This window comes from Kineococcus rugosus, assembly GCF_050871975.1.
In the GTDB taxonomy this organism is placed as follows: Bacteria; Actinomycetota; Actinomycetes; order Actinomycetales; family Kineococcaceae; genus Kineococcus.
Genome location: NZ_JBJLSJ010000011.1, coordinates 1 through 11,871 on the forward strand (window position 1 = coordinate 1; position 11,871 = coordinate 11,871).

Genomic DNA, 11,871 nt, shown 5'->3' on the forward strand with positions numbered 1-11,871 from the left:
GGGGAGCAGCCCGTGAGGGCTGCTCCCCTCCACGCATGTCCGGGCTCATTCGTGAGACGCTGGACCGCTCGTAGATCGAGCTCAACGTGAACAGTGACGAGGACAACCGCGCTCAGCGCGGCGGGTGGGAGATGGACATGGCAGAACCAGGTGCACGGGGTCGCGGCAACGGCGACCGACGTCCGACGGGTGCCGGTCGCGACTCCGCGAACTCCCGCCCCGACCGTCCTCGTCGCACCGACGGTCCGGCCGCCGGCGGCCGCCCCGCGGGCGGGAACCGCTACGAGCGTGATCGGCCTCGTGGCGCCTCCGCGGCCGGCGACTCCCAGCGTCCTGGTCGGGCCGTCCGCGGCGGCGCGGAGCGAGGGGAGCGCTCGTACCGCGATGACCGTCCCGAGCGTGGCGGTGCGCGGGACGAAGCGCGCCCGGCTCGCAGCTACCGCGACGACCGGCCGCGTACCGGTCGACCCGCCGCTGGGGACCAAGCGCGCCCGGCGCGCAGCTACCGCGACGACTACCGCGACGACCGGCCGCGTCGTGACGACCGTCCGTGGGAGGACCGGGGACCGCGCACGAGCCGTCCCCGCGACGACCGCCAGGGTGAGTCCCGCCGCGACGGCCGCCCGTCCTCGGGCGGGGACCGCCCGCGTCAGGGCCGTCCGCAGCGCGACGACGCCCGTGGGGCGGGTCGCCCCGACCGCCGCGACGACCGGGGCCAGGGCGGTGCCGCTCGTGGTGGCTCGCGCCCGGACCGCTCGTTCCGCGACCGGCCCCGCGACGACCGGCCCCGCGGCGACCGACCCCGCGAGGACCGTCCGCAGCGCGCGGACTCCCGGGGCGGGTCGCGTCCCGAACGCCCCGTCCGGGACCGTCCTCAGGGGGCTGCCGGTGGTCGTCCCCGTCGCGACGAGCGCGGTCCGCTCCGGTCCGCCGGTCCGGACCGGGGCCGGGACACCCGCCCGGCGCGTCCGTCCGGCCCGCGCATCCCGGACGACATCACCGGCAAGGAACTGGCTCCCGACGTCCGCCGCGCCCTGCAGGGCCTGACGGGGGAGAACGCCGACCTCGTCGCCCGCCACCTCGTGGCCAGCGGACGGCTCGTGGACGTCGACGCCGAAGCGGCGTGGCAGCACGCCCTGGCTGCGCAGAAGCGGGGTGGGCGGATCGCCGCCGTCCGCGAGGCCGCCGGCATCGCGGCCTACAAGGCCGGTCACTTCCGGGAGGCGCTGGCCGAGCTGCGCACCGTCCGCCGGATGACGGGCGACGACAGCTACCTGCCGCTGATGGCCGACTGCGAACGGGGCCTCGGGCGTCCCGAGCGTGCCCTGGACCTGGCCTCCTCCCCGGAGGTCGGCGGGCTCGACACCCCCGCCAAGGTCGAGATGCTCATCGTGGCCGCCGGGGCGCGGCACGACCTCGGCCAGCACGAGGCGGCGGTCGTGTCCCTGCAGGTCTCGCAGCTGCGGACCAACAGCCGGGCCCCCTGGCGCGCCCGCCTCTGGTACGCCTACGCCGACGCGCTCCTGTCCGTGGGCCGCACCGCCGAAGCGCGCGAGTGGCTGGTCAAGGCCGCCGAGGCCGACAGCGACGGCGAGACCGACGCCGCCGAGCGCCTCGACGAGCTCGACGGCATCGTGTTCGACGAGGACTGGGACGACGCCGACGACCCCGACGGCGCGGACCCGGCCCCCTCGACGGACCGCGAGGGCTGAGCGGTGCGGGTGTACTGGCCGACGACCCTGACCGCCCTGGCGCGCCTCGCCGACTCCGGCGAGTTCGCGCCCGCACCCGTCACCGTCCACGCCGTCACCCCGACGCTGCGCGACTACTACGCCGACGCCGATCCCCGTGACCTCGAGGAGGAGCTGGAGTACGTCGCCATGACCGACGCGGCCGAGCAGTCGGTGCGGCTGCTCACCGCGCAGGAGGCCCCCCGGCGCGTCGTGCTGGCGCTCGACGTGCCCGACGCCGCGGTGCAGGTCGAGCGGGGCGCGTGGTCCGCACCCGAGCGGTCGCAGGTGCGGCTGACCGTGCCGCTGCGGTCGTCGGACCTGGCGAGCATCCACGTCGACGACGCCGAGGCGGAGGACGACGTCCGCGCGGCCGTCGCCGCGCTGCCGGCGGCCGACGCCGGGGACGAGGACGCCCGGTTCACCGTGGAGGCGTGCGAGGGGCACGACCTGCTCTGGTACGACGCGGGGGAGCTGCCGCTCCTGCTCGTCGCCGGGCCCTGACCCTCAGCGGGAGGACCACTCCCGCGCGAGGTCGACCTCGGATCGGATGAGCTGGAGCAGCCCGGGCAGGGCGGCCCGCTCGACCTGGGCGCCCAGCAGGGGGACGCGCACGGTCAGGGAACCCTCCAGCGTGTGCTGCGTCCCGGCGCCGTCGGGGGCCAGGACCGTCGTGGCGACCAGCTCGACCGGGGCGGAGCGGACGGTCAGCGTGAGCCGGCCCCGCCGGCCGCCGTCGGCGGTGGCCGGCTCCCACCGCTCGACCTGCTCGACGACGGCCGTCGTGCCGAGGAACCGGGCGGCCGCCGCGGGCAGGACGTCGGTGCGGACGGTCCGGGAGCTGGACACCACCGTCACGTCCCCCTCGGCCGTCACCGCCTCGGTGTGGTCGACGGCCTGCGACCGTCGCGCGCGGGCGCGCAGGAACTCGGGGTCGACGAGGACGCCGAAGACGGTGGCCGGGGCGGCGGGCAGCTGGGCGCGCTCGGAGAACTGGACGGGCACGGGGCCACTCTAGGTGCCGGGCCGCTGGTCCTCCTGCGCGGCGACGGTGATCGCCACTAGGGTGGTCGGGCGCACCCACCCGCGACCCGGAGCAGTGATGCCCACCTCCACCTCGGCCCCCGCCGGCACCGTCCGCGAGCTCGTGCGAGCCGCGTCGACCACTCGTGACGAGGCCTGGGGGGAGGGGATCCCCGACGCGCTGCGGTCCGGGACGGCCGTCGAGCGGCTGCTGCTGGACTACTACGCGCACACCGCCCCCGAGGACCTCGCCGAGCGCGACCCCGCCGAGCTGCTCGCCGCCGTCGCCTCGCACGTGCGCTGCGGCGCGCAGCGCCGGCCGGGGACGACGCTGGCGCGCCTGGTCGACGGCGTCGCCTCCGGCGCGGGGGAGGGCCGGGCGACCCTGGAGGTCGTCACCGACGACATGCCGTTCCTGGTGGACAGCCTCACCGCGGCCCTGACCCGCGCCGGGCGCGGCATCCACCTGCTGGTGCACCCGCGGCTGGCGGCGCGCCGCTCGGCCGAGGGCCGGCTGGAGGACCTGCACGACGTCGGCACCGCACCGCCGTCGGAACCGGCGGAGTCGTGGATCCGCATCGAGGTCGACTCCGCCGCCGGGGACGACGAGGAGCTGCTGGCGCGGCTGCGCGGCGTCCTGGACGACGTCCGCGCCGCCGTGAACGGCTGGCAGCCCATGCGCGCCAAGGCGTTGCAGACCGCCGACGCGTTGCAGATCGACCCGCCCAGGGGCATCCCCGAGGCGGAGCTGCGCACCGCCGAGCGCTTCCTGCGGTGGATGGCCGACGACCGGTTCACGTTCCTCGGGTACCGCGAGTACGACCTGCAGACCCGGGGCGAGGGCGGCGCCGAGGAGATGGTCCTGGTGGCGCGGCCCGAGACCGGGCTCGGCGTGCTCGCCGACCGCCCGGGCCGCCGCGCGGGGCGCGAGCGCAAGCTGTCCGGGCCGGTGCGGGACAAGGCCACCGAGCCGCAGGTGCTGGTGGTCACGAAGGCCAACGCGCAGGCGACCGTCCACCGGCCGGCGTTCCTCGACTACGTCGGGGTGAAGAAGTTCGACGCCCGGGGGAACGTGACGGGGGAGCTGCGCTTCCTCGGGTTGTTCACCTCCGTCGCGTACACCGACTCCGTCAAGCGGGTCCCGGTGGTGGCCGAGAAGGTCACCGAGGTCCTGCAGCGGGCCGGTTTCGGCTCCAGCGGCCACTCGGCGAAGGACCTGCTGAGCATCCTGGAGACGTTCCCGCGCGACGAGCTGCTGCAGGCCGACGTCGACTCCGTCCTCGTGACGGCGCTGGCGGTGCTGCGGCTGCAGGAGCGTCGCCGCACGCGCCTGTTCCTGCGCCGCGACGACTACCGCCGCTTCATGTCGTGCCTGGTGTACCTGCCGCGCGACCGGTACACGACGCGGATCGGGGCGCGCATCGAGCAGCTGCTGCTCGACGCCTTCGACGGCGGGTCGGTCGAGCACACGCTGCGGGTCTCGGAGTCGGTGCTGGCCCGGCTGCACGTCGTGGTCCGGGCCCGCGCCGGCGAGGAGCTCAGCGACGTCGACGTGTCGCAGCTGGAGGCCGACGTGGCCCGGGCCGCGCGGTCGTGGGAGGACGACGTCCTGGACGCCGCCCGCCAGCGGTCCGGCGACGCCGGGGCCGCCCTGGTCCGCCGGTGGGCCGCGGGCATCCCCGACGGCTACCGCGCCTCCGTCCCGGCCGACCTCGCCGTCGCCGACCTCGAGCGGGCCGAGGACCTGCTGGCCGGCGGGCACGGCGACCAGCCCGCCCTGCACCTGCGCGAGGACCCCGAGCAGCCGCGCTCGTGGCGCCTGACGAGCTACCGGACCAGCCCCGTCACCCTCAGCGCGGTGCTGCCGGTGATGACCGACCTCGGCGTGGAGGTCACCGACGAGCGGCCCCACCTGCTGACCCGCGAGGACGGCCGCCGGGTCTGGGTGGACGACGTGGGGCTGCGGCTGCCCGTCGACGTGTGGCAGCTGGACGCCGACCCGGCGGCGGCGCGCACCCGGTTCACCGAGGCCTTCGCGGCGGCGTGGGCGGGGCGGGCCGAGAGCGACACCCTGGCCCGGCTCGTCCTGGCCGGGCAGCTGACCTGGAACCAGGTCGCCGTCGTCCGCGCGCTGGTGCGCTACCTGCGGCAGGTCGGGCTGGCGTACTCGCTGGACTACGTCGCGAACTGCCTGCTGAACGACGTCGGCATCACCCGGCTCGTGGTGCGGCTGTTCGAGGCGCGGTTCGCCCCGACCCGGCCCGGGCACGAGGACGAGCGCGCCGAGCTCGTCGACGCGCTGCAGGAGGAGACCCGCGGCGCGCTGGACGGCGTCGCGAGCCTGGACGCCGACCGCATCCTGCGGGCGCTGCTGTCGGTGGTGCAGGCCGTCGTGCGGACCAACGCCTACCAGCGCGGCCCGGACGGGCGGCCGCACCCGTACCTGTCGTTCAAGCTGGCGCCGCGCCTGGTGGCGGGGATGCCCGAACCCGCCCCGCACGCCGAGGTGTGGGTGTACTCCCCGCGCGTGGAGGGGGTGCACCTGCGGTTCGGGGAGGTCGCCCGCGGCGGGTTGCGCTGGTCGGACCGGCGCGAGGACTTCCGCACCGAGGTGCTGGGCCTGGTGAAGGCGCAGATCGTGAAGAACGCCGTCATCGTCCCCACCGGCGCCAAGGGCGGTTTCGTCGCCAAGCGGCTGCCGGACCCGTCGGTGGACCGGGACGCCTGGTGGGCCGAGGGGATCGCCTCGTACCGGACGTTCATCTCCGGCCTGCTCGACGTCACCGACGACCTGCGCACCGTCGAGGGGCCCGACGGGCGGTCGGTGCGCACGACGGTGCCGCCGGCCGACGTCGTCCGCTACGACGGCGACGACTCCTACCTGGTGGTGGCCGCGGACAAGGGGACGGCGTCGTTCTCCGACATCGCCAACGAGATCGCCGTGTCGCGGGGCTTCTGGCTCGGTGACGCGTTCGCCTCGGGCGGGTCGGTCGGCTACGACCACAAGGCGATGGGCATCACCGCGCGCGGGGCGTGGGAGAGCGTGCGGCGGCACTTCCGCGAGCTCGGGCACGACACCCAGTCCGAACCGTTCACCGTCGTCGGCGTCGGGGACATGAGCGGTGACGTGTTCGGCAACGGGATGCTGCTGTCGCAGCAGATCCGGCTCGTCGCGGCGTTCGACCACCGGCACGTGTTCCTCGACCCCGACCCCGACCCGGCCGCCTCGCACGCCGAGCGGGCCCGGTTGTTCGCCCTGCCGCGCTCGTCGTGGGCCGACTACGACGCCTCGCTGATCTCCGCCGGCGGGGGCGTGTACCCGCGGACGGCGAAGTCGGTCCCGGTCAGCCCGCAGGTCGCCGAGCGCCTCGGCCTGGACCCCTCGACCCGGTCGCTGTCGCCGGTGGACCTGCTCAAGGCGGTCCTGGCCGCGCCGGTGGACCTGTTCTGGAACGGGGGCATCGGGACGTACGTGAAGGCTTCGACCGAGTCGCACGCCGACGTCGGGGACAAGGCCAACGACGCCATCCGCATCGACGGCCGGGACCTGCGGGTCAAGGTCGTCGGCGAGGGCGGGAACCTGGGCCTGACCCAGCGCGGGCGCATCGAGGCCGCCGTGGCGGGGAACTCCGGGGCGGGCGTGAAGCTCAACACCGACGCCATCGACAACTCCGCGGGGGTGGACTGCAGCGACCACGAGGTCAACATCAAGATCCTGCTCGACCACCTCGTGACGCAGGGCCAGCTGGACCCCTCCGACCGCGACCAGACGCTGCTGCGGATGACCGAGGAGGTCGGGCGGCTGGTCCTGCGGGACAACTACGACCAGAACGTCGTCCTGAGCGTCGAGGGGAGCTTCGCGCCGGGTCTGCTGCCCGCGCACCGGCGGCTGCTGGACGCGCTGGTCCGCGCCGGGGACGTCGACCGGCGGCTGGAGGCGCTGCCGTCCACGGCCGAGCTGGACCGGCGCGCGCGCGACGGCGGCGGGCTGACGATGCCGGAGCTGTCGGTCCTCCTCGCGCACGCCAAGATCAGCCTGGGTCGCGCGGTCCTGGCCAGCTCGATGCCGGACGAGGCCTGGGTGGCGCAGACGCTGCGCGGGTACTTCCCCGCCGAGCTGGGGGAACGGTTCGGCGACCACCTCGCCGACCACCCGCTGCGCCGCGAGATCGCGACGACGGTGCTGGTGAACCACGTCGTGGGGACCGGCGGCCTGACGTTCGCCTTCCGCGCGGCGGAGGAGACCGGCAGCGACCCGGCCGACGTGGTGCGCGCGTTCGTCGTCGCCTCCCAGGTCTTCGGGCTGCCCGAGCGCGCCGCGGCCGTGGAGGCCCTCGACGGGCGGGTCGAGGCGTTCGCGCAGGCGCGGCTGCGCCAGGAGCACCAGCGGCTGCTGGACCGGTCGGTGCGGTGGCTGCTGCACACCCGGCCCGAGGGCATCGACGTGCCCGCCGAGATCGCCCGGTTCGCCCCGGCGGTGGCCCGCCTGGCCCCCCGGTTCGCCGAGGTGGCCGACGGCGCGGACGAGGGGCTGGTCCGCGGCGACGACGCGGCCGTGCTGCGGGCCGAGGCGGCCTGGTTCACCGACCGCGGCGTCCCGGCCGGGGAGGCCCTGCGCACGGTGACCCTGCTGTCCCTGTTCCCGCTGCTGGACGTCGTGGAGGTGGCCGACGCGACGGGCCGGCAGGTCGAGGAGATCACCGCCGTCTGGTACGAGCTGTCGCACCGCTACTCCATCGAGTCCGTGCTGAGCGGGATCTCCGCGCTGCCGCGGACCGACCGCTGGCAGTCGCTGGCCCGCGCGGCCCTGCGCGACGACCTGTACGCGGCCGTGCGGGACTTCACCGCCGCGGTCGTGGCCGAGGTCCCCGCCGGTGAGCCGCTGGACGCGGCGGAGGCCGTGCGGGCGTGGGAGACCGCGCACGCCCCGGCGGTCCGGCGGGCGCAGCAGACGATGACCGACCTGGAGGGCGAACCGGGCTCCGGTGACCTCGCGGCGCTGTCGGTCGGGCTGCGGGCGCTGCGGACGGTGCTGCGGGCGGGGTGATCGCCCGGGGGTCCGGGGGTGGGCCGTAGGCTCGTCGGGTGCCCACCATGTCGGACCTGCTGCACTCCCGGACCGCGATCGACGGCGCCGAGGCGGAGTGGTTGCGGTTGCTCGTCGGCGACTGGCAGCTCATCTCCGACCTCTCGTTCGCCGACCTCGTCCTGTGGGTCCCGACCGCGGATCGGCAGCACTTCGTGGCCGTGGCGCACTGCCGCCCGACGACGGGGCCGACCGTGCACTACGACGACGTCGTGGGCGCGCTGCTGGAACGCGGTCGCCGTCCGCAGGTCGACACCACGTTCGACGAGGCCCGCAGCCTGCGGGGGCGCGACCCCGAGTGGGACGACGACGTCCCCGTGCGCGAGGAGACGATCCCGGTGGTGCGCGAGGGCGTCGTCCTGGGCGTCCTGGCCCGGCACACGAACCTCGCGACGTCGCGCACGCCGAGCCGGCTGGAGCTGAACTACGTCAAGTGCGCCGACGACCTGACCCGGATGATCGCGGCCGGTGACTTCCCGCAGACGGCCGCGCCGACCGGCCCGCGGCGCGGCGCGCCGCGCGTGGGGGACGGGATGCTGCGGCTGGACGCCGACGGGGTCGTCACGTACGCCAGCCCGAACGCCCTGTCGGCGTTCCACCGCGCGGGCCTGATCGGGGAGCTCGTGGGGGCGAACCTCGCGGAGATCTCCAGCTCCCTGGCGGCCTCCCACCTGCCGGTCGACGAGTCCCTGCCGCTGGTGGTGACCGGCCGGGCGCCGTGGCGGACGGACCTGGAGACGGAGGCGGCGACGCTGTCGATGCGCGCCATCCCGTTGACCCGCAGGGAGAACGGGGCCACGAACCGCATCGCCGCGCTGCTGCTGGTGCGCGACGTGTCCGAGCTGCGCCGTCGCGAGCGCGAGCTGATGACGAAGGACGCGACGATCCGGGAGGTGCACCACCGGGTCAAGAACAACCTGCAGACGGTGGCGGCGCTGCTGCGCCTGCAGGCCCGCCGGATCCACTCCGAGGAGGGGCGCTCGGCGTTGCAGGAGGCGATGCGCCGCGTCTCGACCATCGCCACCGTGCACGAGACGCTGTCGCAGGGGATCGACGAGAACGTCGACTTCGACCAGGTCCTCGACCGCTGCCTGATGATGGCCGCCGAGGTCGCGATGGAGAACGCCGAGCGGGTCCGGACCGTCCGCGAGGGCCGCTTCGGGGAACTGCGCCAGGAGGACGCGACGGCCCTGGCGCTGGTGCTGACCGAGCTCGTCACCAACGCCGTCGAGCACGGGTTCGGGTCCGACAAGGCCGGCACGGTCGTGGTGAAGGTGGAGCACACGGCCGACGACCGGCTCGAGGTCGTCGTCAGCGACGACGGCGTGGGGCTGCCGGAGGACTTCCAGGTCGGCAGCTCCGGGCTCGGGACCCAGATCGTGCGGTCGCTGGTCGCGGGGGAGCTGCGCGGGCGCATGGAGTTCGGGGCCAGCGAGGCCGGCGGGACCGAGGTCCGGCTGGACCTGCGGGTCCGGCGGGACGCCGCGCAGATCGGCAGCGTCCGCAACTGAGGCGCAGGGAGGCCCCCGACCGTGCGGTCGGGGGCCTCCCTGGCGTTCCGGTGCGGTGCCGGGTCAGCTCGCGCGGCGGGCGCGGGCGGCGCGGCGCTTCAGCGCACGACGCTCGTCCTCGCTCATCCCGCCCCACACGCCGGCGTCCTGGCCGGTCTCCAGCGCCCACTTCAGGCAGGAGTCGACGACGTCGCAGCGGCGGCAGACGGCCTTGGCCTCCTCGATCTGGAGGATCGCGGGGCCGGTGTTGCCGATGGGGAAGAAGAGTTCGGGGTCTTCGTCGAGGCAGGCGGCGGTGTGGCGCCAGTCCATGGGTGTTCCACTCCTTCTAGCGTGAGGTCGGTGTCAGGACACGCGTGGCTACCCCGCCGCAACGAGATGGACACGCGGGATCCCTGAGCACCGGCAACGCCGGCGGTGCCGGGACACGTGGTCGATCACCTGCAACTGCCCAGGTGACGACGTGTGTCGGGGATCGCGTCGGAATCCAGGGTCACACTTCGTGCGTCCTTTCACAAGGGGTTCAACCAGGTCGATCGGCGATGACGGCTGTCGAGTACGTCACACGGGCGTAACACGCTGGACTCCTCCCCGTCATCCCGATCTCACGGCGCGCCGGGTCGGACACGCCGGGTGATGGCCCCCGGACGGGGGACACCGGGCGAGTGGACGAGGACCCGTCGTACCGTGCTCCTCGTGCCGTCCGCCCCGACTCCCAAGGCTGCGCCAGGATCCCCGCGCACGCCACTGGTCACCGTCATCGCCGCCCTCGTCGGCTTCGAGGCGCTGCTGCTGCTGGCCGGTGCGGCCTACCTCGTGCACGGCCTGGTCGTCGAGGGGTCCCGGGCTCCCGCCGCGGTGATTTCGGTCGTGGTGCTGGCCGTGGGGTTCGCCGCGGCGATCACGTTCTGCGCCCGCGGGCTGCTGGCCCTGGCCGCCTGGTCCCGGTCCCCGCTGGTCGTGTGGCAGGTGCTGCAGGTCGCCGCCGGGCTGCCGGCCTTCAACGGCGGGTCGCCGCTGCTCGGGCTGGTCCTGGTCCTGCCGGCCGTCGCGGTGGGCGTCGGGCTGTTCCTGCCGTCGGTCTCGGCGCAGGTCGGGCGGTAGCGCGGGCCGCGCGGGGGCCTACCCGCCGTCGACGTCGCCGAGGTCCTCGCGCAGCTGCGCCAGGGTGCGGCTCAGCAGGCGGGACACGTGCATCTGGGAGATCCCGACCTCGGCGGCGATCTGCGCCTGCGACAACCCGCGGACGAAGCGCAGCGCGAGGATGCGGCGCTCGCGCGCGGGCAGCGCCGCCAGCAGCGGCCGCAGCGCCTCGCGGTTCTCGACGTTGCCGAGGGCCTCGTCGTCGGAGCCGAGCGCCAGGGCCGGGGACGTGGGCGACCCGGTGTCCAGGGGGAGGGTGGAGTAGGCGTTCGCCGACTCCAGCACCTCCACGACGTCGTCGGTCTCCCGCCCCGTCCGCTGCGCCAGCTCGGCGACGGTCGGCGCGCGGCCGAGCTCCTGGGTCAGGGCCTCGCGGGCGTCGGCCAGCTGCCGGCCGGCCTCCTGGACCCGGCGGGGCACGCGCATCGCCCAGCCCCGGTCGCGGAAGTGCCGCTTGATCTCCCCCAGCATCGTGGGCACGGCGTACGCGCCGAACGGGACGCCGCGGGCGGGGTCGAAGCGGTCCAGCGCCTTGAGCAGGCCGATGGTCGCGACCTGGACGAGGTCGTCCTGCGGTTCGCCCCGGCCCAGGAAGCGGTTGGCGAGGTGCTCGGCCAGCGGCAGGTGCCGGCGGGTGAGCTCCTCGCGCAGCCGCGCCCGCTCCGGGTCGCCGGGACCCAGCGCCGCCATCCGCGCCAGCAGGGGAGCGTCCTCGGCGTCGCGCGCGCTCAGCGGCCCGGGGACCTGCGGGGGCCCGCCGTGGTCGTCCTCGCGGTCGGGGCCGTCGTCCTCGGGGCCGTCGTCCTCGGGTTCGTCGTGGTCGGGTGCGTCGTGGTCACCGCCGCGCGCCACCGGCAGGTCACGCGCCGGGGGGCGGCGCGACGTCCGGTTCACCCGACGCCCGCGACCAGCGTCGTCGGTGCTCCCGTGGTCTTGCTGTGCCGCAGGACGATCCAGGCGCCGGTGGCGGAGGTCCCGGTGAACACCTCGCCGACCAGGGCCTCCAGGACGGCCCACGCGAAGCTGGACCGCTCGGGCAGCTCCCGGGCCGGGCCGCGCACCTCGACCTCCAGGGTGCCGTCGCCCAGGCGGAACGTCGCGACCAGCTCGTCGGCGGAGGGGGAGGGCCCCAGCAGCAGGGTGCAGGCCTCGTCGACCGCGATCCGCAGGTCCTCGATCTCGTCGAGGGTGAGGTCGAGCCGGGCCGCGAGCCCGGCGCTGGCCGTCCGGACGACGGTCAGGTAGGCCGGGTCGGCGGGGACCCGCAGCTCCACCAGGTCGGTGGAGGGCTCCGCGGCCGGGTCGCCGGTCGGGTCGCCGGTCGTGGGCGTCGTCACGTGGCTTCATCCTCTCGGGGCCGTGGGGAACAGGGAGCACC

Annotated in this window: 9 protein-coding genes; 5 read left to right on the forward strand and 4 right to left on the reverse strand. The window is 75.3% G+C overall.

Annotated features, from left to right (window positions below; translation table 11 throughout):
- Positions 1-1,100: 1,100 nt before the first annotated feature.
- Both ACRYM6_RS07815 and ACRYM6_RS07820 read left to right on the forward strand, forming a co-directional pair.
- Positions 1,101-1,712 carry a hypothetical protein gene (locus ACRYM6_RS07815; protein WP_432542292.1) on the forward strand — a complete coding sequence of 204 codons (612 nt, stop codon included), beginning with the start codon at positions 1,101-1,103 and terminating at the stop codon, positions 1,710-1,712.
- Positions 1,713-1,721: 9 nt separating this feature from the next.
- Positions 1,722-2,234, forward strand: a complete 513-nt coding sequence (locus ACRYM6_RS07820) for a DUF6912 family protein (RefSeq protein WP_432542293.1) — start codon at positions 1,722-1,724, stop codon at positions 2,232-2,234.
- 3 nt (positions 2,235-2,237) lie between these two features.
- On the opposite strand, the gene ACRYM6_RS07825 is transcribed toward ACRYM6_RS07820, so the two are convergent.
- Positions 2,238-2,735, reverse strand: a complete 498-nt coding sequence (locus ACRYM6_RS07825; protein ID WP_432542295.1) for a DUF2505 domain-containing protein — start codon at positions 2,733-2,735, stop codon at positions 2,238-2,240.
- Between the two features lie 97 nt (positions 2,736-2,832).
- Here ACRYM6_RS07825 and ACRYM6_RS07830 point away from each other — a divergent pair, with 97 nt between their 5' ends.
- On the forward strand, positions 2,833-7,800 hold the full coding sequence (locus ACRYM6_RS07830) for an NAD-glutamate dehydrogenase (protein ID WP_432542296.1): 4,968 nt from the start codon (positions 2,833-2,835) through the stop codon (positions 7,798-7,800).
- Between the two features lie 47 nt (positions 7,801-7,847).
- Positions 7,848-9,350 carry a sensor histidine kinase gene (locus ACRYM6_RS07835; protein WP_432542417.1) on the forward strand — a complete coding sequence of 501 codons (1,503 nt, stop codon included), beginning with the start codon at positions 7,848-7,850 and terminating at the stop codon, positions 9,348-9,350.
- Positions 9,351-9,413: 63 nt separating this feature from the next.
- Here the strand turns inward: ACRYM6_RS07835 and ACRYM6_RS07840 are convergent, their stop codons facing one another.
- Positions 9,414-9,662: a WhiB family transcriptional regulator gene (locus tag ACRYM6_RS07840; RefSeq protein ID WP_106211318.1), complete on the reverse strand. Its 249-nt coding sequence runs from the start codon at positions 9,660-9,662 to the stop codon at positions 9,414-9,416.
- A gap of 384 nt (positions 9,663-10,046) precedes the next feature.
- Here ACRYM6_RS07840 and ACRYM6_RS07845 point away from each other — a divergent pair, with 384 nt between their 5' ends.
- On the forward strand, positions 10,047-10,454 hold the full coding sequence (locus tag ACRYM6_RS07845) for a hypothetical protein (RefSeq protein ID WP_432542297.1): 408 nt from the start codon (positions 10,047-10,049) through the stop codon (positions 10,452-10,454).
- An 18-nt stretch (positions 10,455-10,472) separates the two neighbouring features.
- Here the strand turns inward: ACRYM6_RS07845 and ACRYM6_RS07850 are convergent, their stop codons facing one another.
- Together ACRYM6_RS07850 and ACRYM6_RS07855 are read right to left on the reverse strand one after the other, a co-directional pair.
- The gene (locus ACRYM6_RS07850) at positions 10,473-11,387 is read right to left on the reverse strand and encodes a SigB/SigF/SigG family RNA polymerase sigma factor (RefSeq protein ID WP_432542298.1); all 915 of its coding nucleotides are present in this window, start codon (positions 11,385-11,387) and stop codon (positions 10,473-10,475) included.
- Positions 11,384-11,830 (reverse strand): ATP-binding protein, encoded by a 447-nt coding sequence (locus tag ACRYM6_RS07855; RefSeq protein WP_432542299.1) that lies wholly within the window; start codon positions 11,828-11,830, stop codon positions 11,384-11,386. The genes ACRYM6_RS07850 and ACRYM6_RS07855 overlap by 4 nt, the downstream gene beginning before the upstream one ends.
- Positions 11,831-11,871 lie beyond the last annotated feature (41 nt).